At 63.5% G+C, this 21,021-nt stretch carries 24 protein-coding genes; 10 read left to right on the top strand and 14 right to left on the bottom strand.

Annotation, left to right across the window (positions count from 1 at the left end; all coding sequences use genetic code 11):
• The first annotated feature begins 37 nt into the window (after positions 1-37).
• From BLT98_RS05405 to BLT98_RS05425, 5 genes are all read left to right on the top strand, one after another.
• Entirely contained in the window at positions 38-346 is a 309-nt protein-coding gene (locus BLT98_RS05405; RefSeq protein WP_034783132.1) for a hypothetical protein, read from the top strand.
• Positions 347-562: 216 nt separating this feature from the next.
• Positions 563-904, top strand: coding sequence for a hypothetical protein (locus BLT98_RS05410; RefSeq protein WP_092605777.1), 342 nt, complete (start codon positions 563-565; stop codon positions 902-904).
• A gap of 223 nt (positions 905-1,127) precedes the next feature.
• Positions 1,128-2,147 carry a serine hydrolase domain-containing protein gene (locus tag BLT98_RS05415; protein ID WP_092605779.1) on the top strand — a complete coding sequence of 340 codons (1,020 nt, stop codon included), beginning with the start codon at positions 1,128-1,130 and terminating at the stop codon, positions 2,145-2,147.
• A gap of 115 nt (positions 2,148-2,262) precedes the next feature.
• Positions 2,263-2,601 carry a hypothetical protein gene (locus BLT98_RS05420; RefSeq protein WP_070258028.1) on the top strand — a complete coding sequence of 113 codons (339 nt, stop codon included), beginning with the start codon at positions 2,263-2,265 and terminating at the stop codon, positions 2,599-2,601.
• A gap of 42 nt (positions 2,602-2,643) precedes the next feature.
• The gene (locus BLT98_RS05425) at positions 2,644-2,907 is read left to right on the top strand and encodes a hypothetical protein (protein ID WP_092605781.1); all 264 of its coding nucleotides are present in this window, start codon (positions 2,644-2,646) and stop codon (positions 2,905-2,907) included.
• A 67-nt stretch (positions 2,908-2,974) separates the two neighbouring features.
• Here the strand turns inward: BLT98_RS05425 and BLT98_RS05430 are convergent, their stop codons facing one another.
• The 6 genes from BLT98_RS05430 to BLT98_RS29110 all read right to left on the bottom strand — a co-directional run bounded on the left by BLT98_RS05430 (position 2,975) and on the right by BLT98_RS29110 (position 10,941).
• Positions 2,975-3,493, bottom strand: a complete 519-nt coding sequence (locus BLT98_RS05430) for a fasciclin domain-containing protein (RefSeq protein WP_170846340.1) — start codon at positions 3,491-3,493, stop codon at positions 2,975-2,977.
• 214 nt (positions 3,494-3,707) lie between these two features.
• Complete coding sequence (locus tag BLT98_RS05435) at positions 3,708-5,150, bottom strand: efflux transporter outer membrane subunit (RefSeq protein WP_070258148.1); 1,443 nt, start codon at positions 5,148-5,150, stop codon at positions 3,708-3,710.
• A 44-nt stretch (positions 5,151-5,194) separates the two neighbouring features.
• Positions 5,195-8,395, bottom strand: a complete 3,201-nt coding sequence (locus BLT98_RS05440; RefSeq protein ID WP_092605785.1) for an efflux RND transporter permease subunit — start codon at positions 8,393-8,395, stop codon at positions 5,195-5,197.
• 2 nt (positions 8,396-8,397) lie between these two features.
• Complete coding sequence (locus BLT98_RS05445) at positions 8,398-9,642, bottom strand: efflux RND transporter periplasmic adaptor subunit (RefSeq protein WP_034783118.1); 1,245 nt, start codon at positions 9,640-9,642, stop codon at positions 8,398-8,400.
• Positions 9,643-9,913: 271 nt separating this feature from the next.
• On the bottom strand, positions 9,914-10,774 hold the full coding sequence (locus BLT98_RS05450; RefSeq protein WP_092605787.1) for an alpha/beta hydrolase: 861 nt from the start codon (positions 10,772-10,774) through the stop codon (positions 9,914-9,916).
• A complete protein-coding gene (locus BLT98_RS29110; RefSeq protein ID WP_161789575.1) occupies positions 10,771-10,941 on the bottom strand; it encodes a hypothetical protein in 171 nt (56 codons plus the stop codon). Before BLT98_RS29110 ends, BLT98_RS05450 begins: the two co-directional genes overlap by 4 nt.
• Positions 10,942-11,130: 189 nt before the next feature.
• Here BLT98_RS29110 and BLT98_RS05455 point away from each other — a divergent pair, with 189 nt between their 5' ends.
• From BLT98_RS05455 to BLT98_RS05465, 3 genes are read left to right on the top strand one after another with little or no spacing between them, the layout of a single operon-like run.
• A complete protein-coding gene (locus tag BLT98_RS05455) occupies positions 11,131-12,093 on the top strand; it encodes a LysR family transcriptional regulator (RefSeq protein ID WP_092605789.1) in 963 nt (320 codons plus the stop codon).
• Positions 12,090-13,067, top strand: a complete 978-nt coding sequence (locus tag BLT98_RS05460) for a D-2-hydroxyacid dehydrogenase (protein ID WP_092605796.1) — start codon at positions 12,090-12,092, stop codon at positions 13,065-13,067. The genes BLT98_RS05455 and BLT98_RS05460 overlap by 4 nt, the downstream gene beginning before the upstream one ends.
• A complete protein-coding gene (locus BLT98_RS05465) occupies positions 13,064-13,522 on the top strand; it encodes a hypothetical protein (RefSeq protein WP_092605798.1) in 459 nt (152 codons plus the stop codon). The genes BLT98_RS05460 and BLT98_RS05465 overlap by 4 nt, the downstream gene beginning before the upstream one ends.
• A 3-nt stretch (positions 13,523-13,525) precedes the next feature.
• Here BLT98_RS05465 and BLT98_RS05470 read toward each other — a convergent pair whose 3' ends face one another.
• The 8 genes from BLT98_RS05470 to BLT98_RS05510 form a co-directional block, all read right to left on the bottom strand.
• The gene (locus BLT98_RS05470; protein WP_244517393.1) at positions 13,526-14,038 is read right to left on the bottom strand and encodes a DUF1993 family protein; all 513 of its coding nucleotides are present in this window, start codon (positions 14,036-14,038) and stop codon (positions 13,526-13,528) included.
• Positions 14,035-14,532: a hypothetical protein gene (locus tag BLT98_RS05475; RefSeq protein WP_092605800.1), complete on the bottom strand. Its 498-nt coding sequence runs from the start codon at positions 14,530-14,532 to the stop codon at positions 14,035-14,037. The genes BLT98_RS05470 and BLT98_RS05475 overlap by 4 nt, the downstream gene beginning before the upstream one ends.
• Positions 14,533-14,588: 56 nt before the next feature.
• Positions 14,589-15,464: a CE1 family esterase gene (locus tag BLT98_RS05480; RefSeq protein ID WP_092605802.1), complete on the bottom strand. Its 876-nt coding sequence runs from the start codon at positions 15,462-15,464 to the stop codon at positions 14,589-14,591.
• 76 nt (positions 15,465-15,540) lie between these two features.
• Positions 15,541-16,764, bottom strand: coding sequence for a sensor histidine kinase (locus BLT98_RS05485; RefSeq protein ID WP_092605804.1), 1,224 nt, complete (start codon positions 16,762-16,764; stop codon positions 15,541-15,543).
• The gene (locus tag BLT98_RS05490) at positions 16,761-17,462 is read right to left on the bottom strand and encodes a response regulator transcription factor (protein WP_092605806.1); all 702 of its coding nucleotides are present in this window, start codon (positions 17,460-17,462) and stop codon (positions 16,761-16,763) included. Before BLT98_RS05490 ends, BLT98_RS05485 begins: the two co-directional genes overlap by 4 nt.
• Positions 17,459-17,998, bottom strand: a complete 540-nt coding sequence (locus tag BLT98_RS05495) for a GNAT family N-acetyltransferase (protein ID WP_092605808.1) — start codon at positions 17,996-17,998, stop codon at positions 17,459-17,461. Before BLT98_RS05495 ends, BLT98_RS05490 begins: the two co-directional genes overlap by 4 nt.
• A 15-nt stretch (positions 17,999-18,013) precedes the next feature.
• Positions 18,014-18,367: an SMI1/KNR4 family protein gene (locus tag BLT98_RS05500; protein ID WP_139179113.1), complete on the bottom strand. Its 354-nt coding sequence runs from the start codon at positions 18,365-18,367 to the stop codon at positions 18,014-18,016.
• Positions 18,368-18,631: 264 nt separating this feature from the next.
• The gene (locus BLT98_RS05510; protein WP_092605814.1) at positions 18,632-19,195 is read right to left on the bottom strand and encodes a GNAT family N-acetyltransferase; all 564 of its coding nucleotides are present in this window, start codon (positions 19,193-19,195) and stop codon (positions 18,632-18,634) included.
• Positions 19,196-19,375: 180 nt separating this feature from the next.
• On the opposite strand from BLT98_RS05510, the gene BLT98_RS05515 reads away from it, so the two are divergent.
• Complete coding sequence (locus BLT98_RS05515; RefSeq protein WP_092605816.1) at positions 19,376-20,143, top strand: CPBP family intramembrane glutamic endopeptidase; 768 nt, start codon at positions 19,376-19,378, stop codon at positions 20,141-20,143.
• 41 nt (positions 20,144-20,184) lie between these two features.
• Positions 20,185-20,838 (top strand): hypothetical protein, encoded by a 654-nt coding sequence (locus BLT98_RS05520; protein WP_092605818.1) that lies wholly within the window; start codon positions 20,185-20,187, stop codon positions 20,836-20,838.
• Positions 20,839-21,021: the final 183 nt, after the last annotated feature.

A 21,021-nucleotide genomic window follows, 5' to 3' on the forward strand; every position in this document is an offset into this window, starting at 1 on the left:
TCCTGAACTACAACCCCACTTCTCGAGGAACTGCACCATGAAAAAAGTAATCGCTACTCTGATCGCCGGCTTGTTCGCTACCGCAGCCTTTGCTCAAACGCCAGCCGTGCCTGCCAAGGCCGAAGCCAAGCACACCAAGGAAGTGGCAAAAGCGGAAGCCAAGGAAACCAAGGCCGTCGTGAAAGCCGATGCGAAAGAAGCCGCCGTCGCCGCCGATGCGAAAGCCGATGTGGCCAGCGCCAAGGCCGACGCCAAAGCCACCAAGGCCAAAGCCCATCACAAAGCCACCAAGGCCAAGGCAAAAGCCGCCGAAGACAAAGCTGAAGCGACCGCAGCAGCGAAGTAATCGCCATCCCGCCATGGCGGGAGGCACCATGCAAAAAGACAGCTTCGGCTGTCTTTTTGCATTTTCACACTTTCTTCTTCAATTAACGTCGCTCAAATCACCTGATTGTAAGAAAGTGTAAACCAGGTCAACCATTACCTTCCGGGCCGCGTTTTCTGCTCAGTGACACGGGAATCATCCCGGCACACCAGACAAACCACCACCGAGGACTGCACCATGAAAAAAGCAATTGTTACCCTGATCGCCGGCCTGTTCGCTACCGCAGCCTTCGCCCAAACCCCTGCCGCTCCGGCAGCATCGGTTCCCGCCAAGGCGGAAGCGGCCCACACGAAAGCCGTGGCCAAGGCTGAAGCCAAGGAAACCAAGGCCGTCGTGAAAGCCGATGCCAAGGAAGCGGCCGTCGCCGCCGATGCGAAAGCCGATGTGGCCAGCGCCAAGGCCGACGCCAAAGCCACCAAGGCCAAGGCCCATCACAAGGCCAGCAAAGCCAAAGTGAAAGCGGATGCGGCCAAAGCGGCGGAAGCCGTTCCCGCAGTGCCGGCAGCGCCAGCGAAGTAAGCGCGAACGACGTCACGGGAGCGCGTCCGCCGGGTCTGCGCTTGCGTGACCACGCCGATTACCAGGGACAGCTTCGGCTGTCCTTTTTGCATGGCGCGGTGCCAAATGACATGGCTTCCTGCGCGCCTTCATGCAAACTTCATCGAACCGGCCAGCTTGCGCGCGACAAAGCGGTGCACATGGAGGACACTGGCACTTCCACCATCGCCGCGAAGCCTATCCCATGCGCCACCTGCCCCTCATCCTGACTACCGCCCTGTCCCTGTCTTTCGCCGCCAATGCGCAAGACGTTCCCGCCACCCTGGAGCAAGTCCTGCAAGCCCAGGACGGCGACAGCCATGGCGATTTGCGCGCCGTCGTCGTGCTGCGCGATGGCGCCGTCGTGGCCGAACGCTATTACAACGGCGAGACGGCCGATACCCTGCACGACATCCGCTCGGCCGGCAAGAGCATCACCGCCCTGCTGGTGGGCGCGGCCGTGGCGCGCGGCCAGCTGGCCACGACAAAAACGGTGGGCGACTACTGGCCCGAGGTCGCTGGCAGCCGGGCGGGCAAGGTCGTGCTCGACGACTTGCTGACCATGCGTTCGGGCCTGGCCGCCTTCGATGAAGACGAACAGTCGCCTGGCAATGAAGACAAGCTCGATGCGGCGCCCGACCCGGCCGCCTTCGTGCGTGCGGTACCGGCTGCCACGGCGCCGGGCAGCATGTATCGCTACAACTCGCTGGGATCATATGTCGCGGGCCGAGTGGTGGAAAACGCCAGCGGCGCCGACCTGGAAGACTACGCCGCCAGGGTGCTGTTCGCGCCACTGGGCATCACCCGCTGGAGCTGGGGCCGCGACGTGGCACGCCACCCGAAAGGCCAGGGCAATCTGTCGCTGCGCGCGCGCGACACGGCAAGGATCGGCCAGATGGTGCTCGACGAAGGCGTATTTGACGGCAAGAGGATAATCGATGCCGCCTGGCTGCAAGCGGCGCTGGCGCCGCGCGTGGCCATCGGCGCCGTGGACCGCTACGCCGACAGCTACGGCTATTTCTGGTACGCGAAGACGCAGGACGTCGGAGGACAGAAGATTGCCGTGCATTTCGCCTCGGGCAATGGCGGCAACAAGATCTATGTGATACCCGCCCGTCGCATGGTGGTCAGCATCGCATCGAGCGCGTATGGCAAGGGGTATGGGCAGCGCCGGTCGGAAGACATCCTGAAGGCCATCCTGAAAGCGGATGCAACGCAGATGTAAGCGTTTGTAATGACCGTCAACGCAAGCGTCCGGGGGCGCGTTTTATGCTCAGTGACACGGGAATCATCCCGACACCAACAGACATACCAGACAAACCACCACTGAGGACTGCACCATGAAAAAAGTAATCGCTACCCTGATCGCCGGCCTGTTCGCAACTGCAGCCTTCGCCCAAACCCCGGCAGCACCTGCGGCCGCTCCGGCAGCGCCCGCCAAAGTGGAAGCGGCCCACACCAAGGCCGTCGTGAAAGCGGACGCCAAGGAAGCGCAAGCCGTCGTGAAGGCGGACGCCAAAGAAGCGAAAGCCGTCGTCGCCGCAAAAACGGACGTCGCCAGCGCCAAAGCGGAAGCGGCCACCACCAAAGCCAAGGCACACCACAAAGCCAAGAAAACCAAGGCCAAGGCTGACGAAAAGCTGGCATCGGCTACCGCCGAAGCGGCTCCAGCCAAGTAATTCCGACACACTTTACTGACCACGCATACCAAGGATCCTAAAATGAAAAAAGTTATCGCCACCCTGATCGCCAGCCTGTTCGCCACCGCCGCTTTCGCCCAGACGCCAGCCGTCGCGCCAGTCGCTCCAGTGGCACCGACTCCTGTCGTCGCCCCTGTCGCCAAGGCCGAAGCGCCGGCAGCCGCCGTCAAGCCAGCGGCGCACAAGAAAGCCAAGCATCACAAGGCGAAGAAAGCCGCGCCAGCCGACAAGGCAGCGCCTGCGGAACCAGCAGTACCGGCAACGCCAGCAGCGCCAGCCAAGTAATCGCGGCGGCACCATCAAAAAAGACAGGGTTTTCCCTGTCTTTTTTTTCGTCCGCTTTTTTGTGCGCTTATTTCGGCATCAGCACCGTGTCGATCACATTGATCACGCCATTCGACTGATACACGTCATAGGTGCTGATAGTGGCGCTGTTGCCGCCCTCGTCCATCACGACGATGTTGTGCATGCCGTTCATGGCGAACATCAGCTTGCCGCCGCTGGCCGTGGGCAAGGTGGCTTTACCGTCGTGCATCTTGATTTCCTTCGCCAGCGCCTTGAAGTCGTATTTGCCGGGCACCACGTGATAGGTGAGGATCTTCGTCAGGGTCGCCTTGTTTTCCGGCTTCACCAGGGTCTCGACGGTGCCTGCGGGCAGCTTGCCGAAGGCCGCATTCGTCGGCGCGAACACGGTAAATGGCCCCTTGCCTTTCAGGGTGTCGACCAGGCCGGCCGCCTTGACGGCAGCGACCAGGGTCGTGTGGTCGGCCGAATTGACGGCGTTATCGACGATGTCCTTGGACGGATACATGCTCTGGCCACCCACCATGGTCGTCATGTCGGCGGCAAACGGGGCGCTGGCGGCCAGCATGGACGTAATGAACAGTGCTGCGGGAACGAAGGTGCGCATGATGGTATCTCCTGGATGACTGCATTTGCATGATTGCAGGAGTACTTACGCCGCCTTTCCGCAAACGGATTCAACTCGCTGAAAACAGAAAAACGGCGCCGTGCAGTGCACGACACCGTTCTTGGCAGGCTCCCGAGTCGCGGGCCGGATTGATCCAGCCCGCGGTGCCGGGAAACTAGTTGGCCGCGACCTGCGGCTCCGTTTCGCCCCAGCCGCCGCCCAGGGCGCGGATCAGCGCCACCGTGGTGACGGCGCGGTTGCCGCGCAGCTGCACGGCATTGCGCTCGATGGTGGCCAGGTTGCGCTGCGCGTCCAGCAGATCGAGGTAGCTGGAACGGCCCGCGTCATACAGCTTTTGCGCCAGGTCGGCCGAGCGGCGTGCCGAAACAACGGCTTCGTCGATCTGCTGCGTCTGGCCCGACAGGATGCGCAAGCCGGCCAGGTTGTCTTCCACCTCGGCGAAGGCCACCAGCACGCTCTGGCGATACGTCGCCACCGACTCTTCCAGCTGCGCTTCGCTGCGGCTCACGGCAGCTTTATTGCGTCCGCCGTCGATGATCGGCATCGACATCAGGGCGCCCAGCAGCCAGGAGCGGCTGCTCCACTTGAAGATGTCCGAGAAGGTATCGGACGCGCCGCCGCCGGAGGCGTTCAGGGTCAAGGCGGGGAACATGGCCGATTTCGCCACGCCGATGCGCGCATTCGACGCTTCCATGGTGCGCTGCGCCGACGCGATGTCGGGACGGCGCTCCAGCAGGGACGACGGCATGCCGGCCGGGATCACGGGCAGGAAGCCGCTGTCCTGCAGCGGGTTGACGGTCGCCGTGAAACTGGCGGCAGGTTTACCCAGCAGGACGGCCAGCGCATGTTCGCTGGTGGCGCGCTGGCGCTGCAGGCCGATGGCTTCGGCGCGCGTCGTCGACAGCTCCGTGCGGGCACGGGACAGGTCGAATTCGCCGATGTCGCCCAGGTCGTAGCGGCGCTGGTTCACATGCACGCTTTCCTCGCGCAGGCGCACCGTCTGTTCCAGGGTCGCCAGTTCCGCATCCGTGGCGCGCAGCTGGAAATAGGTCTGCGCCACGTCGGCCTGCAAGGACAGCAGCACGGAACGGTATGTCGCTTCCACGGCCAGCGCATCGCTGCGCGAGGCGCTGACGTTCGATGCGACCCTGCCGAACAGATCGACTTCGTAGCTGGCCGTCAGGTTGGCCTGGTAGACATTCGTGGCAGCCACCGGCGCGCCGTTCGGCAAGCCGAGCGACACGGCGGAAGCGCGGTTGCGCTGGCCGCCCACGTTCACGCCCACTTGCGGGATGCGGTCCGCTTCGGCGATGCCGGCAATCGCCCTCGCCTGCTTGACGCGGGCGGCGGCGACGGCCAGGTTGGCATTGGCCTGCGTGGCTTCGTTGATCAGGCTTGTGAGGGCCGGATCATTGAAGGCCAGCCACCACTCGCCGCGCGCCTGGCGCTCGGCTGGCACGCCCTGCTTCCAGCGCGTGCCGTCCGCCGCCGTCTGCACGGCAGGCGTTTGCGCTTCCTTGAACGCCGTCGGCGTCTCGATCTGCGGCTGCTTGAACTCCGGCGCCGCGCAGGCGGCCAGCAGCACGGCTGCGGCCATGGCGGTCAGCACGGGCTTGACGCGCCAGATGATTTCCTTGGTTTTCAATATATATCTCCTTCCAGGTTCAATGCTGGCGCGGCGGCAGGCTTGGCGGCAGCATCGGCTGGTTTTTTCTCAAAACGCTGCGCCAGGGTGCGCAGCAGTACATAGAACACGGGCGTCAGGAACAGGCCGAAGAAGGTCACGCCCAGCATGCCGGCGAAGACCGCCACGCCCATGGCATGGCGCATTTCCGAACCGGCGCCGTGCGAGAACACCAGGGGCACCACGCCCATTATGAAGGCGATCGACGTCATCAGGATCGGACGCAGACGCAGACGGCACGCTTCCAGCGCCGCTTGCACGACGGTGCGGCCATGCTCTTCCAGTTCGCGGGCAAATTCCACGATCAGAATCGCATTCTTCGACGCCAGCCCCACCAGCACGAACAGCGCAATCTGGGTAAACACGTTGTTGTCGCCGCCGGTCAGTTTGACGCCCAGCAAGGCACACAGGATCGACATTGGCACGATCAGGATCACGGCCAGCGGCAGGGTCCAGCTTTCGTACTGGGCGGCCAGCACCAGGAATACCAGCAGCACGCACAGCGGGAAGACATAGATCATCGTATTGCCGGACAAGATGTCCTGGTAGGTCAGCTCCGTCCATTCATACGAAATCCCCTGCGGCAGCACTTCCTTGGCGATGCGTTCCAGCGCGGCTTGCGCCTGGCCGCTCGATACGCCAGGTGCGGCGCCGCCATTGAAGTCGGCTGCGGCATACGCGTTGTAGCGCTGCACGCGGTCCGGACCATAGCTGTCCTTCACGCGCATCAACGACGACAGCGGGATCATTTCGCCCTTGTCATTGCGCACCTTCAGCTGCGCGATATCCTGCGCATGCGAACGGAACGCCGCATCGGCTTGCACGCGCACCTGGTAGGTGCGGCCAAACTGGTTGAAGTCGTTCACGTACAGCGAACCGAGGTTGATCTGCAAGGTCTGGTAAATCGTTTGCAGCTGCACGCCCATCTGCTTGGCTTTCACGCGGTCGACGTCGGCGAACAGCTGCGGCACGTTGATCTGGTAGCCCGAGAACACGCCCGCCAGTTCCGGCGTCTGGTACGCTTTCGCGGCCAGTGCCTGGGTGGCGTTGTACAGCGCGTCGTAACCGAGATTGCCGCGGTCTTCGATCATCATCTTGAAGCCGCCGATGGTACCAAGGCCGTTGACCGGCGGTGGCGGGAAGACCATGATGAAAGCGTCCTGGATGCCGCCCAGGCGCTTGTTGATCTCGGCCGCGATGGCGCCGCCCGACAGTTCCTTGCTGCTGCGTTCGTCGAACGGTTTCAGGGTGGCGAAGACGATACCGGCGTTCGGCGCATTGGTGAAGTCGTTGATCGACAGGCCGGGGAAGGCGATGGTCGATTCGACGCCAGGCACCGACTTGATGACGTCGGACATGCGGCGCACGACATCTTCCGTGCGGTCCAGCGAAGCGGCGTCGGGCAATTGCGCAAAGCCCACCAGGTATTGCTTGTCCTGCGCTGGCACGAAGCCGGCCGGCACGGACTTGAAGGTGAAGATGGCGGCAACAACCAGCAGCGCATACACGCCCAGCGAAGCGCTCTTGCGGCCCAACACGCCTTTCACGCCCGCCTCATAGCGGTGCGAAGCGCGGCCGAAGAAGCGGTTGAACCAGGCGAAGAAGCGGCCGAAGACCATGTCCATGCCGCGCGTCAGCGCGTCTTTCGGCGCATCGTGCGGTTTCAGCAGCGCGGCCGACAGGGCTGGCGCCAGGGTCAGCGAGCTGAAAGCGGAGATCACGGTCGAAATGGCGATGGTCAGCGCGAACTGGCGATAGAACTCGCCCGACAGGCCAGGCACGAAGGCGATCGGCACGAACACGGCGCACAGCACCAGGGCGATGGCGACGATAGGACCGCTGACCTCTTTCATGGCCTGGATGGTGGCGTCGCGCGGCGACAAACCTTCCTCGATGTTGCGCTCGACGTTTTCCACCACCACGATGGCGTCATCGACGACGATACCGATGGCCAGCACGAGGCCGAACAGCGACAGCGTGTTGATCGAGAAGCCAAAGCCCAGCATCACGGCAAAGGTGCCGACGATGGAGACGGGTACGGCCAGCAGCGGAATGATCGATGCGCGCCAGGTTTGCAGGAAGATGATCACCACCAGCACCACCAGGGCGATGGCTTCCAGCAGGGTATGGATCACGGCTTCGATGGACGAGCGCACGAACTGCGTCGGGTCGTACTCGATGCGGTATTCCACGCCTTGCGGGAAGTCTTTTTTCAGTTCGTCCATCTTGGCGCGCACGTCGGAAGACAGCTGCAGCGCGTTGGCATTCGGCGCTTCGAAAATACCCATGCCGACGGCCGGATTATTGTTCAGCAGCGAACGCAGCGAGTAGCTGTTGGCGCCCATTTCCACGCGCGCCACGTCTTTCAGGTGCGTCACGGCGCCGTCGGCATTCGTGCGCACGATGATGGCGCCGAATTCCTCGGGCGTCTGCAGACGGCCCTGGGTATTGACGGTCAGCTGGAAGTCCGAGTTCTTCGCCGGCGAAGCACCGATGACACCTGCAGCCACCTGCACGTTCTGCTCGCGGATGGCGTCGACGACGTCATTGGCCGTCATGCCGCGCGCCGCCACCTTTTGCGGGTCGAGCCAGATGCGCATGGCGTAGTCGCCGGCGCCGAAGATCTGGATGTCGCCCATGCCGGGCAGACGTGCCAGCTGGTCCTTGACGTTCAGCACCGCGTAGTTACGCAGATACATGTCGTCATAGCGCTTGTTCGGCGAAACCAGATGCACGACCATGGTCAGATTGGGCGACGATTTGACGGTCGTCACGCCGATCTGGCGCACTTCCTCGGGCAGGCGCGGCAAGGCGCGCTGCACGCGGTTCTGCACCTGCGTCTCGGCCTGCTCGACGTTGGTGCCGATCTTGAAGGTCACGGTCAGCATCATCGCGCCATCGGACGTGTTTTGCGAGGACATGTAGAGCATGTTCTCGACGCCGTTGATCTGCTCTTCGAGCGGCGCGGCCACGGTTTCGGCGATCACTTTCGGGTTGGCGCCCGGGTATTGCGCGCGCACCACCACGGATGGCGGCACGACGTCGGGATATTCGGAGATGGGCAGGCCGAAAATCGACAGCAGCCCGGCCACGAATATGACGATCGACAGCACCGCCGCGAAAATCGGCTTGTCGATGAAAAAGCGGGAAAAATTCATGTTTATTCCTTGGAGGTCGATGCTGCTTTCGCGGCGATCTTGGCGTCTTTTACTTCAGGTTTTGCGGGAGCGGCAGGCGCGGTCGGATCGAAGTCCATGGCCACCATCTGCGGCGTCACGGGTGCGCCGGGGCGCACGCGCTGCAAGCCGTTGACGACGATCTTCTCGCCCGCCTTCAAGCCTTCGCGCACCACGCGCAAGCCATCCGAGGCCGGGCCCAGCTTGACGGCGCGGTATTCGGCCTTGTTGTCGGCGCCCACCACGTACACGTATTTGCGGCTCTGGTCCGTGCCGACGGCGCGGTCGCTGATCAACAGGGCCGTGCTTTGCGCCTGCGGGCCGTTGCCGCCGTCAAGCTGGATGCGCGCGAACAGTCCCGGCACCAGCTGGCGCTCGGCGTTGGCGAAGGTGGCGCGCATGCGCACGCTGCCCGTGGCCGGATCGAGCTGGTTGTCGACGAATTCCAGCTTGCCTTCGTGCGGGAAGCCCGTTTCGTTGGCCAGGCCCACCTTGACGGTGACGGGTGTGCCCTTTTGCGCCGTGCCGGCCACGCGCAGATAGGTATCTTCATCGCCGTCGAAGCTGGCGTAGATGCGGTCCGTCGACACCACGGAAGTGAGGATGGCGGAAGCGTCGATCAGGTTGCCGACGGTGATTTCCGCCTTGCTGACGCGGCCGCTGATCGGCGCCTGCACCTGCGTGTACGACAAGTTCAGCCTGGCCGCTTCATACGCGGCTTGCGCCGAGCGGGCGTTCGCGTCCAGCTCTTTCAAGCCCGACGCCTTTTCGTCGAATTCGCGCTGGGCGATGGCTTTTTCTGCCAGCAGCTTTTCAGCGCGCGACAGTTCCAGTTTGGCCAGTTCCGCCTTGGCGCGGGCCGAAGCGGCCGTGCCTTCGGCGCGCGAGACTTCGGCCTGGAATGGGCGCGGATCGATGACGAACAGTACGTCGCCCTTTTTCACTTCGCTACCCGGCTTGAAATTGACGGCGGTGATGAAGCCGCCGACTCGCGAGCGGATTTCCACGCGCTCGATCGCTTCCAGGCGGCCCGAGAATTCCTGTGTTTCCGTGATCTGTTTTTCAACGACGGCGGCGGCCGAGATGGGCGGGCCGCCGGCTGCTGGCGCGTCGGGCACCTTGCTGTTGGCCGAATCGCAGCCGGCCAGGCTCACGGCCACCAGTCCTGCCAGCGCGAGCGAGGCAGCCAGGGGCTTCAGCAGAGTGGAAAATTGTTGAACGTTTTTCATTTTATTTCCCTGTTTTATGAAAATTTCTAATGATATGGGCGGCAGGAAGCAACCCAACTGAAAAAGTGAATGGTGGTGCCATGGCGCCCGACGGCGCTCGATCAAAGGTAAACAGGCCGCCAGCTGCTTAAAAGCGGACGGGGACGACGAAGCTGGCTGTGCGAACGCACAACTCAGGCATGAAGGGAACTACACTGCGTAGTGTAGCAACCAAAACTCAAAAAGTAAACTGATTAGTGTAAGTTTTTTTGCGGTGCCGCGGATGGCGGCGTCATGACTCGGGCTCCTGCCCCAGTCCGGCGACGAAACTGCTAATTTCGCTCAATACCTGCACCTTGCAAGCGCACTCATTGCGGGCGGTGGCGTCCTGCAGCGGCGCGGCGGCCATGCGCCGCACGGTGGTCTTGATGCCGCAGGCGATCAGTTTGCTGCCGTATTGTTCAGCCTCGTCGCGCAATGGGTCGTCTTCGCTGGACAGGATGAGCGCCGGCGGCAGGTTCTTCAGGCGGCTCGACTGCAATGGCGACGCATACGGATGGGTACGGTCAGCGGCATTCGGCAGGTAGCCGCGGTAGGCGGCGGCGCATTGATCGGCCACTTCCGCCAGGTCAGGACAGGTCGGCAAGTTGCGCATCGAGCAGGTCGACAGGCCGGGATCGAGCATGGGCATGATCAGCACCTGGCCCGCGAGGGGCGGTCCGCCCCGGTCGCGCGACATCATGGCGCATACGGCAGCCAGGTTGGCGCCCGCTTCGATGCCCGACACCACCATCTGCTTGCCCGTCCAGCCCAGCTTGGACTTGTTCTTTTTTGCCCACAGCAGCACGGCATGCGCGTCTTCCACGGCGGCGGGGAATGGCCGCACACGGGCCAGGGTGTAGTTCGCGGCCAGCACCACGTGGTCGGGGTTGCTCAGCACGAGGCAGCGCAGGAAGTCGTCCGCATCCTCCAGGTCGCCGTCGACAAAGCCGCCGCCATGGAAGAAAACCATCAGGTTCGGCTGCCTGGCGCCCGGCACGCCGGCCGTGTAGACGCGCGCGCCGAGCGCATCCTGCGCGCCCTGCACCTGGATATCGCGTATCTTCAGCGCCTGGCCAGGTGCCAGTTCGGCCGCGGTGTCGGCAAAGCTCATTGCGCCACCACCGGCTGCACCGCAACATCGAGCACCGTGTCGTTCAGGCACAACAGGGCGACGCCGCCCACTTCATGGGTCAGGGCGCTATAACCGCTGGCTTCGCTTTGCGCCGCCATCGAGTATGCATCCGTCGATACCATCGCGGCCAGAGCGAGCGAGCTCATAGCGAGAGCGAGCACTGCAAAGATTCCATTCCGATGACCCATGATTTTTCTCCTGTGAACTTCCTGCGGCAATCATCTTATGCTGCAGTACAACAACTATAGACTTGATCTACAATCTGATAAAGAGTGCAATGACGAATTGATTGTTCAGGATTCTGAATAATCACGCATAAAGTGATAGGAATTCAAGTGAACAAGCTGCAAGCCATGGAAGTTTTCATCCAAGTCGTCGATGCGGGCGGCTTTACGCGCGCGGCGGAAAACATGCAGCTGCCGAAAGCCACCGTGTCGACCCTGATCCAGTCGCTGGAAGCAAGCCTGTCGGTTAAGTTGCTCAACCGCACTACGCGCCATGTCAGCATCACTTCCGACGGCGCCGCCTATTACGAACGCTGCGTGCGCATCCTGTCGGACGTGCGCGAGGCCGAGGAATCGCTGTCGCGCACGCGCCTGAGTCCCAGCGGACGCCTGCGCGTGGATGCGCCCACGGCCCTGGCCAGCGAACTGATCATACCCGCCCTGCCCGACTTCTTTGCCCGCTACCCGGACATCTCGCTGGAGCTGGGCTGCAGCGACCGTCCCGTCGACCTGATCGAGGAAGGCGTCGATTGCGCCGTGCGCGGCGGCGAATTGGGCGACCTGAACCTCATCGCGCGCCGGGTCGGCGTGCTGCACTTCATGACCTGCGCCTCGCCCGGCTACCTGGCGCAGCACGGCACGCCGCTGCATCCGGACGACCTGGCACAGCACCGGGGCGTGAATTTTTTCTCCGCCAAGACGGGCAAAACGTTTGATTGGGATTTCACGCGCGCCGGCGAACGCATCCAGATCGCCATGCCCAGCCATATCGCCCTGAACGATTCGAACGCCTACACGGCCGCCGGCCTGGCGGGCCTGGGCATCGTGCAAATGACGCACTTCATGCTTGCGCCCCTGATAGAACAGGGCAAAATGGTGGAATTGCTGGGCGAATGGGAATCCGACCCGTTGCCCATCCACGTGATCTATCCGCCCAACCGCCATCTGTCCGCCAAGGTGCGCGTGTTTGTCGAATGGGTCGCCGACATGTTTACCAACCACCCGGCCACGCAGCTCAAGAGCAAGAGCAGTCCCGCGAGCGCGCGCGCCAACCTGACCGAGGTCCAGCCATGACAACAGCAAGCACATCGCCGCAGCCGCACCGCATCGTCTTTCTCGACCGCGACAGCCTGATCGCCACCGTGCGCCCGCCCGCCTTTGCGCACGGCTGGGAAGAGTATCCGCACACCAAGGGCAGCGAACAGACGGTGTCTCGCCTGCAAGGCGCCAGCATCGCCATCACCAACAAGGTGCCGCTGCGCGCGGCCGAGCTGGCGCAGCTGCCGGACCTGAAGATGATCGCCGTGGCCGCCACCGGCACGGACATCCTCGACCTGGCCGCCTGCCGCGAACGGGGCATCGTGGTGGCGAATATCCGCGACTATGCGCGCGCCACCGTGCCCGAGCATACCCTGGCCCTGATGCTGGCCCTGCGCCGCCAGCTGGTCGCCTACCGCGCCGATGTGGAAGCGGGCCTGTGGCAGGCGTCCGACCGCTTCTGCCTGTTCGGCCACCCGATCCGCGACCTGGCCGGCAGCCGCCTGGGTTTGCTCGGTTATGGCGCGCTGGGCAAGTCCGTGGCGCAGCTGGGACGCGCCTTCGGCATGCAGGTGCAGGTACACAACCGCTCCCCTATCGATGAGGACGGCGTGACGCAAGTGACGTTCGACGAATTGCTGGCCACCTCCGACGTGCTCAGCCTGCACCTGCCCTTGACGGACAAGACGCGCAACATCATCGGTGCGGCAGAGCTGGCGCGCATGCAGCCCACGTCCCTCCTGATCAACACGGCGAGGGGCGGCCTCGTCGACGAGGCGGCACTGGCCGAAGCGTTGACCCGTGGCGTGATCGCCGGCGCCGGCTTCGACGTGTTATCCAAGGAGCCGCCGCTGCCGGACAACCCGCTGCTCAATTTGCGCCTGCCCAACTTCATCCTCACGCCGCACACGGCCTGGGCCAGCGGGGAAGCCATGCAGAAGCTGGCCGACATCTTGATCGGCAACGTGGAAGCGTTCGAGCGCGGCGCGCCCACGAACGTGGTGGCATGAGCGTATTGCACGAACTCGATGAGCTGCTGGGCCTGGACAGCGGCGAGTATGACCGCCTCGACCTGTTTCAGGAGGCGGCTGAGCTGATCGGACAACTGCGGTCGGCTGACGTGCCTGCACTGCTGGCCCTGTGGCAGGCGCGCCCGCTATCCTGGCAGCAGCGCTACACGCAAGCGAGCACCAGCATCGACACCGCCGTGCTGCGCGCCCTGCTGGCAGGTTTGCTGCAGATCAAGCAAACAACCCACGGCATGTTCGAGCTGATGGCGCGCCTGCCGCCCGTGGCCGACGCCTCTGCGCTCAACGAAGCGCTGCTCGATTACGCCGAGCAAGCCTGGCATGCGCAGGGGCCGGCCCGGCACCGGCAAATCCAGATCAGTTGCTGGAGCTGCGGGCTATCGGGCCGGCTGCTGAAGCGGCTGGGACTGGCATCGTGGAAGGATGCGGGCTTGTAGGAACTACGGCGCGGCAGGCCGCTCAAAGGAAAAGCCAGGCGCATACGCGTGATAACCGTCGAAATCGCCCTTGCCGATGGCCGCGCCGCCGCTGCGCGCGATCGCATACGCCATGCTGAAGTGAAAATAGAAATTCGGCAGGATGTACAAATTCAAATATTCGTCGGCGGGCAAGGCGATGTCGGCAAAGCCGGCGCGGTCGCGGCAGATGCGCCCCGGCGGCCCGTCAAAGCGCTCAGGGGGGATGGCCTTGAGGTAGCGCATGGTGTGCGCGATCTGCTCCTGCAGGCTGGCGGCGGCGCTGAAATCGGCCACCTCCAGCCCCGCCAGCGGACAGCAGCCGCGCAGGGAAAAGCTCACGGCCGCGCGCACTTGCTGGGCGAACGGCAGCATGTCAGGGTGCAAACGCGCCGCCAGCATGTGCGGCGCGGTGCCGGTCTTGCCGAGCATGGCGGAGAGCTGCGCCAGCGGGCGGCAAAAGATGGTGGCGGGATTGATGTGCATCGCGTCCGTCATGACAAGCCTTCCTGCGCGGCGACCTTCTTCAGCACACGGATCAGCCGGCGTTCATGGCGACCCACGGCATCCCAGTGCCAGGCCTCGGTCGGACCGAATTCCGGGTAATGCGGCTGCCATTTCTCCGCCCGCTTCTGCGAATTGGCGCCCACATGCGACGCCAGTCCCTTGCCGCTGGACAAGCGCAGGTACACGCGGATGAGGCCCCAGCCTTCGCACACGTAACGGTAGGTGAGGCCAGCGCACTTGGCCGGGTCGAGCGCGATACGGCGCGGGGCAAACTGCCCGCCCATGTCCGGGTAATGCACGGCCAGGAGCGCCTCGCTGGCGCCTTCGGCCTCCAGCCTGGCCGCATACGCGCACAGCTCGGCCGGCGAATGAAAGTGCAGCGTTTCCTGTTCCGCCTCCGAATACGCCTGCGCCACGGCCGCGCCGGGCTTGGCGAAGATCGCCTCGGCCATGGCCGCGATACCTGCTTCTGACATTGCCACCATGCTCCCCTCAAGTTGCCGCATAGCACTGCAGCGATGGCCGCCATCCTAGCATGGCGTCAGCGGCGATGGCGGCTGAAAAAGTCCCACATGACTTCATTCACATCGATGGCGCGCGTGGTCTTGCCGATGGGCAGGCCGATATTGAAGGCATCGGCGCCCGGCCAGGTATGGCCGCCGTCCTTGACGGTGAGCAAGGCAACCTGCTGCGCGCCATTGCCCTGCGCCACATGCGTCACTTGCGTATCGTCACCTGCCACGGTGGGTAGCAGGCGCGCCGGTGGCGTGGCGCCTACGATGCCGTTGTGCCTGCGCCAGTAATCGAACGTGCCTGCTGCCGACAGGTAGCTGGCAGCCTTGCCTTCATGCAGCACGACCTTGTCGGCCGTCCCCTGTATCAACAGCATGCCGACCTTGTCCGTCTTTTTATGATGCTGCAGCACCGGTTCCGGCATCGGCGCCCCCACCGAGGCGACGGCGGCGAACTGCTGCGGCAGCTCGGCCGCCAGGCGCAGGGCAAAGAAACCGCCACGCGACAAGCCCGTGGCATACACGCGCTTGTCATCGATGCGGTGAGTCTGCTTGAGCTTGGCCAGCATGGCTTGCGTAAAGCCGATATCATCCGTGCCCGCCAGGTAATCCATGCCGAAGCCGACGTTCCAGTCTTGCTTGATACCTTGCGGGTACACAACGATGAACTGGTGCCGTTCGGCCGTCTTGTTCATCTGCGTGTACAGCATTTGCTCGGCCATGCTCATGCCGCCGCCATGGAAATTGAAGACGACAGGAAAGGCTTGCTGCGGCGCACTGTCGTAGGCGGCGGGCGTATAGACGATGTAGCGGCGCTTGTCTTCCTTGTGCTGCAGCGATTGCACCTGCGCCAGCACTGGCGTACACAGACAGGACAGGACGAACAGGCTGATGGTGATTTTCATGGGCTTCCCTTCAAATAAAAGAGCAGCCAGCATAAGCAAGGCGAGGTGAAATCGCGGTGAAATCCGGCGACTTCTTTTATGGCGCCTGGGCGGGAAGGATGGCGACACGGTACTGCGTCGCGCCGGGGTGGAAAACAATGTCCCATTGCATGGCTTTTGCCAGGCGCAGCAGCAGGTTCTGGCCATGCGCGAAACCGTGGATGCGCCGTGGATGCCCTGCCTGCACGGTATTGACGATGTTCAGGCGGCCTTGCGCGAACGCAATGCTGATGCGGCAGTCGGGGCCGCCATGGAACAGGGCATTCGCCAGGCAATTATTGATCAGCAACATGAGCAGTTGCGGGTTGCCAAACACCTCCAGCCGCTCGGGCAAGTCCAGGGTCAGCAGGCTGGCATCCCAGCGATGTTCGTCGAGCAGGCGCAGCAGGCATTGCTCGATGCAGGCGCGCAACTCCACCACTACACCCGATAGCTGTTCCGCCCGCGCCAGCGCGAACAGCACGTCGATGGTGGCGCGCATCTCGTCCGTGGATTGCCGCAGCTGCGCCTGCTCCTGCCCGCCCAGGGGCTGCGCATTCGCCAGCGCCAGGGTGTTATGCATCAGGGTGAGCGGCGTGCGCAATTCATGGCTGACGTCGCGGGTGAATGCCTGTTCGCGCCGCAAGACCGACTGCAGTTCGGCAAAAGTGGTTTCCAGGCGGCGCGCCAGGAAACCGATCTCGTCGGGGCGGTCGCGCTCGCTGAAATGGACGGCGCTGCCGGGCGCCAGCTGGCGCGCTTCCTGGGCCAGACGCTGCAAGGGCAGCACGAGGCGCCGCGCAAGCCAGTATGCCAGCAGCAAGGCCAGGGCGATCAGCGCCAGCGCCACGCCAGCCACGACACCGCCTACTTCCCGCGCCAGGCGCGACACCACCAGCACTGGTGCCACGTCGGCCAGCAGATAGCAGCGGGCCGGCTTGCCGCCGGCAAGGACATCGAGCGCCAAGACATGATAATGCTGGCCCGTCGTGGTAAACACTTCGCCGCGCGGGGCAGACTGCGGCACTTGCGCGCGCACCGCTTGAGGCAAGTCAAGGTAACTGCCATAAACCGTGATGAGGTCGCTGCCGGAAGGCGTAAGCTTGCCGTGCTGCTGCCAGCGCATGCTGACGGCCGCCGCTTCGCGCTCGAGCAGGCGCTGCACCAGCATGTCTTCCGTCACGTAGGCGATCACCAGCGCCATGCCCGTGTAGCACAGGCACAGCAGGACGGCGAAGCCGGCCAGGGCGGCGAACAGGCGCTGCCGGATCGACTTGCTCATGCAGACGCCGCAGCATCGAAGGCCAGGCGGTAGCCCAGCTGCGGTATGGTCACCAGCATGCCCGCCCCGCCAACCAGCTCCAGCTGCTTGCGCAGCGCATAGATGTGCGATTTGAGGGCGTCGCTGTCGGGTGGCTGACTGCCCCACAGTTGCTGCAGCAAGGCCGAGCGCGACACGGCATGCGGATGTTCGCGGCACAGCAGCAGCAAGATTTTAAAACCCGTCTGCGTCAGCGGCAGGGATACATCGCCATACAGGGCGCGCCCTGCGCGCGTCTGCAAGGTGAATGGCCCCACGCGTATTTCCTGGTGCACGTGCAACTGCTGCCGGCGCGCCAGCGCTTCGCAGCGCAAAGCCACCTCGCGCAGGTCGAACGGTTTGGTCAGGTAATCGTCGGCGCCGTCGCGAAAACCGCGCGCCTTGTCTTCATACGCGTCGCGCGCCGTCAGCATCAAAATCGGCACATTGCTGGGAGCGGCCGCCTTGATGGCGCGGCATACTTGCAAGCCATCCATGTCGGGCAAGTTCAGGTCCAGCAGCACCACGTCATAGCTGTTGCACGTGGCCAATTGCACGGCCAGCGCGCCCGTGCCCGCATGGTCCGTCTGCCAGCGCAAGCCGTCGAGAAAGTCGAGCACCTGGCGCGCGATGGCCAGGTGGTCTTCCACCAGCAAGATACTCAAGGGTAGCTTGTTCATCGCACGCCGGCAATGCGCGCATACAGCCAGAAATTGCCGGATCTTCCGCGAACTTGCCGGTAACAGCGCAGATAGCCCTCCCGCTCGAAAGCGCAGCGTTCGAGCACGCGGATCGAACGTTCATTGCTTTCCAACACAGTGGCCTGGATGCGCAGAAAACCAAGGCGCTGGAAGCCCCAGTCCACGACCGACGCGGCGATGGACGTGGCCACGCCCTGCCCCCATACAGCTGGGGCCAGGTCATAGGCGATCTCCGCCGTGCGGTGCTGCGGAGAAATGGCGTTGAAGCCGATCGTGCCCACCAACTGGCCACCTTCGCGCAGCACGACAGCCAGCCGTATGGACGAAGACGCCTCTGCCGATGCGTAGTCATCAAAATTGGCCTGCAGATCGTCGACGCAACGCAAGTTCCAGCTGGTGTGCTCCACGACGGCAGGGTCGGCCAGATAGGCATACCAGGCGGGCGCGTCGCTACGTTCCAGCGGACGCAAAGTCACCAGCGGATGGTCTGAAGCGGGTAAATCAGCAGCTTTCATCGCCTTGCATCCTTTTTAGTCAAGCGGGCAATCGGCGGCCAGCCAGGATGCGAAATCATCGGCGGCCAGCTCGAAATCATCGCGCTGCATCGAGCCATGCCCCACCAGGTAGACGGCGCGCTCAGCGCCATCGAGCGCCAGCATGACGGCGCGTCCGCCGCTGTCGTCGCCGATGGTCATATAGCCAGGACAGGATTGCTGCGTGTCATAAGTTTCGTTGCGTTCCAGCAAGCTCTCTGCGCCGTACAGCAATACCTGTTCGCCGCGCATGTCTTCGTGCCAGTCCTTGAGAAAAGCCAAATAGTACGCTGGCAAGGTGTGGCCCAACGCTTGCTGGAAGACATCGATTTCTTGCATCGTCTTACTCATGACTCCTGATCCTGTCTGTGCCTCAGCGGCACTTGCATTGTGTCGACCCCTTATCTCTCATTCCCGCCGTTTGCTGCGCGCTATGGAGATACTCCAGATAGCCGACCTGGTTCTCCTTCGCGCACGTGGCGGTGCACATCTCCTGCTCCGAGGGGAAAAAGCGCGACAGATAAGCAGCCAGCACATACACGCTGATCGTCGCAATGATGGCCAGCGCCACGATCGCAGGGGACGACCAGCGCGCAGTCCTGTGCTCTCGCATGTTTATTCCTCCAGCAGGCGCCGCGCTTCCCACTCGCGGCGCAGCAAGCCGTACAGGGCCGAATCGCTGACCTGGCCGCCGACGATCCAGCGTTCGGGCAGAAAACCTTCCTTGTTGAAACCCTGGCGTTCCAGGGCGCTGGCCGAACCGGCGTTGTGCGGGTCGATGTCGGCTTCCAGGCGGTTCAGGTCGCGCTCGATGAAGGCAAATTCCAGCAGCGCCGACAGCGCTTCGTGCATATAACCGTTGCCCCAGTACGGACGGCCCAGCGCGTAGCCGATCTCGGCGCGGCGGTTCTGGCGGTGCTCGGAAAACAGGCTGCAGCTGCCCAGGTATTCGCCCGTCGCCTTCAGCTCGACGGCGAAGCGGAAGAATTCCTCTTTCTCGAAAGCGGCGATGTCCTCGGCAATCTGGCGCGCGGCGCGGCTGGCATCGGTCCATGGTGGTTCGCTGAAATAGCGCATCACTTCGGGGTCGGAATGCATGGCGAATTGCGCCGCCTCATCCGATGGTTGCGGCTTGCGCAGGATCAATCGTTCAGTGGTGATGGTCTTGCTGTAGGTCATGGCGCTCCAGTCTGGCGGCAAACGGACGAATGCTTATTATTCCATGCAACTATAACGATGTGGCAATTTTGTGACGATGCTTTTAATGTACTATGGCAATATTTTTCACCATATCATTGATGCAACTTCATGATTCGCCCATGTACGCAGTAACCGACGCGGCCAACACCGAAGCCAACCATGCCCTTCCCTAGAATCGCCCTCACCATGCCCGTCTCCCTCATCGCACTGGCCATCTGGCTGGGCTTGAGCCTGGGCGGCCGCTGGCTGGAAGCGGCCGGCTACGCCTTGCCGGGCGCCGCCGTCACCGGCCGCATCGGCCTGTCGTGGGCGCTGGCCGCCCTGTTCGCGCTGGCGCTGCTGCTGGCCTCAAGCCGGCGCCGCGCGGCGGGCCTGGGTGCGCCGCAGCCATGGAAAACGCTGTGGCTCGTCTGGCCGCCCCTGCTGTATGCGCTGCTGATGCTGTTGCTGGCCTGGGCCGGCGGCTGGCCGCAGCCGCGCGTGCTGCTGATCGTCGCTTGCAATGCGGCCCTGGTGGCCGTCTCGGAAGAGCTGATGTTCCGCGCCATCTTGCTGCAAGGCATGCTGGAGCGCTACGCCGTCTGGCCCGCCGTCCTGATGTCCTCGGCACTGTTCGGCCTGGCCCATACGGCCAACGGCCTGGCCACTGGCGACGTCAGCGGCGCCCTGTGGCAAGCCGTGGCCGCCACCCTGCAAGGCGTCGGCTATGCCGCGATTCGCCTGCGCACCCGCTCCATCTGGCCCATGGTGCTCGTGCATGGCTTGTGGGACTACGCGCTGGTGACGGCCACCTTGCCCAACCCGGCCGAAGACGGCGCGTCGATCCTGCCGTATGTCGCCCTGCTGGCCGTGCTGCCCCTGTGCCTGTACGGCGTCTACCTGCTGCGTCCCAGCCAGCGCGCCGTCCTGTCGCAAGCGCAACTATAATATTGCGACACATTTTTCCATCCACTTGCCGAGGAAGCTGCATGGCGTTTTTTTCACGTGATTACGAAGTATTCCTGCTGCTGGCCGCGCCCGCTGCGGCGCCGCTGTGGGATGCGGCGCAATGGATGCCATTTGCCGCCAGCCTCGATGGGCTCATGGCGCAGGCAAGCGCGAGGGGCAAGCCCGGCGTGCGCAGTCATCAATACAATCCCAAGGGCAAGCCGATTCCCTATGGCCGCCTGGGCTGGGACGACAAGTCACACGCCAAGTGGACGCATACGCCGGAAACACGCGACGCCCGCTTCATGAGCCTGGAAGCGTGGGCGCCCACCTGGACCATTTGCGAAAAGGACGACCAGGCGCCCGATGTGTTCCTCGCCCTGGCCAACGAATCGCTGCTGGGACGAGCAGGCAAGCCCTTGCAATTTGGCCAGCGCCTGGTGTGCGCCATCGCCACGGACATGGGGCCGGAAGCGAGCGCCACCTTGCGGCACTCCTTGACGCAGCTGGCGGCGCAGCAAGACGCCGTCCTCTTCGCCTGCACGCAACGCCAGTGGGGCCGCGCCGCGTACGGCGGTTTCACGGGCGCCATCCAGGATATGCTGATCGGCGGCCTGTTCCAGCCCGACGACCCGCATGCGCGGCCGCTCGATGCGGCCACGTTCCGCGAGCCATGGACGCGCATCGGCAATTGACAGCGCCAGCCATTCCATGGCATCGTTCAGTCATGCAATCGCCATTCCCGCCCCTGCCATCGATTATTGCCGCCATTCCAACGATGGTGGCTTGGCAGGACTGAGATTGCCAAAGCCGCCTGAGAGGCGGCTTTGATTTGCAGCAACTGGTCAAGACGTCTCGCAGGCTTTATGTCTTTTTTA

It is taken from the genome of Janthinobacterium sp. YR213 (assembly GCF_900099875.1).
Classification (GTDB): domain Bacteria; phylum Pseudomonadota; class Gammaproteobacteria; order Burkholderiales; family Burkholderiaceae_D; genus Janthinobacterium; species Janthinobacterium lividum.

Bases quoted from the DNA above. Each gene is read 5' to 3' on its own strand.
- BLT98_RS05405 (WP_034783132.1), top strand. From the start codon at position 38: ATGAAAAAAGTAATCGCTACTCTGATCGCCGGCTTGTTCGCTACCGCA.
- BLT98_RS05410 (WP_092605777.1), top strand. From the start codon at position 563: ATGAAAAAAGCAATTGTTACCCTGATCGCCGGCCTGTTCGCTACCGCA.
- BLT98_RS05415 (WP_092605779.1), top strand. From the start codon at position 1,128: ATGCGCCACCTGCCCCTCATCCTGACTACCGCCCTGTCCCTGTCTTTC.
- BLT98_RS05420 (WP_070258028.1), top strand. From the start codon at position 2,263: ATGAAAAAAGTAATCGCTACCCTGATCGCCGGCCTGTTCGCAACTGCA.
- BLT98_RS05425 (WP_092605781.1), top strand. From the start codon at position 2,644: ATGAAAAAAGTTATCGCCACCCTGATCGCCAGCCTGTTCGCCACCGCC.
- BLT98_RS05430 (WP_170846340.1), bottom strand. From the start codon at position 3,493: ATGCTGGCCGCCAGCGCCCCGTTTGCCGCCGACATGACGACCATGGTG.
- BLT98_RS05435 (WP_070258148.1), bottom strand. From the start codon at position 5,150: ATGGCCGCAGCCGTGCTGCTGGCCGCCTGCGCGGCGCCGGAGTTCAAG.
- BLT98_RS05440 (WP_092605785.1), bottom strand. From the start codon at position 8,395: ATGAATTTTTCCCGCTTTTTCATCGACAAGCCGATTTTCGCGGCGGTG.
- BLT98_RS05445 (WP_034783118.1), bottom strand. From the start codon at position 9,642: ATGAAAAACGTTCAACAATTTTCCACTCTGCTGAAGCCCCTGGCTGCC.
- BLT98_RS05450 (WP_092605787.1), bottom strand. From the start codon at position 10,774: ATGAGCTTTGCCGACACCGCGGCCGAACTGGCACCTGGCCAGGCGCTG.
- BLT98_RS29110 (WP_161789575.1), bottom strand. From the start codon at position 10,941: ATGAGCTCGCTCGCTCTGGCCGCGATGGTATCGACGGATGCATACTCG.
- BLT98_RS05460 (WP_092605796.1), top strand. From the start codon at position 12,090: ATGACAACAGCAAGCACATCGCCGCAGCCGCACCGCATCGTCTTTCTC.
- BLT98_RS05465 (WP_092605798.1), top strand. From the start codon at position 13,064: ATGAGCGTATTGCACGAACTCGATGAGCTGCTGGGCCTGGACAGCGGC.
- BLT98_RS05470 (WP_244517393.1), bottom strand. From the start codon at position 14,038: ATGACGGACGCGATGCACATCAATCCCGCCACCATCTTTTGCCGCCCG.
- BLT98_RS05475 (WP_092605800.1), bottom strand. From the start codon at position 14,532: ATGGTGGCAATGTCAGAAGCAGGTATCGCGGCCATGGCCGAGGCGATC.
- BLT98_RS05480 (WP_092605802.1), bottom strand. From the start codon at position 15,464: ATGAAAATCACCATCAGCCTGTTCGTCCTGTCCTGTCTGTGTACGCCA.
- BLT98_RS05485 (WP_092605804.1), bottom strand. From the start codon at position 16,764: ATGAGCAAGTCGATCCGGCAGCGCCTGTTCGCCGCCCTGGCCGGCTTC.
- BLT98_RS05490 (WP_092605806.1), bottom strand. From the start codon at position 17,462: ATGAACAAGCTACCCTTGAGTATCTTGCTGGTGGAAGACCACCTGGCC.
- BLT98_RS05495 (WP_092605808.1), bottom strand. From the start codon at position 17,998: ATGAAAGCTGCTGATTTACCCGCTTCAGACCATCCGCTGGTGACTTTG.
- BLT98_RS05500 (WP_139179113.1), bottom strand. From the start codon at position 18,367: ATGAGTAAGACGATGCAAGAAATCGATGTCTTCCAGCAAGCGTTGGGC.
- BLT98_RS05510 (WP_092605814.1), bottom strand. From the start codon at position 19,195: ATGACCTACAGCAAGACCATCACCACTGAACGATTGATCCTGCGCAAG.
- BLT98_RS05515 (WP_092605816.1), top strand. From the start codon at position 19,376: ATGCCCTTCCCTAGAATCGCCCTCACCATGCCCGTCTCCCTCATCGCA.
- BLT98_RS05520 (WP_092605818.1), top strand. From the start codon at position 20,185: ATGGCGTTTTTTTCACGTGATTACGAAGTATTCCTGCTGCTGGCCGCG.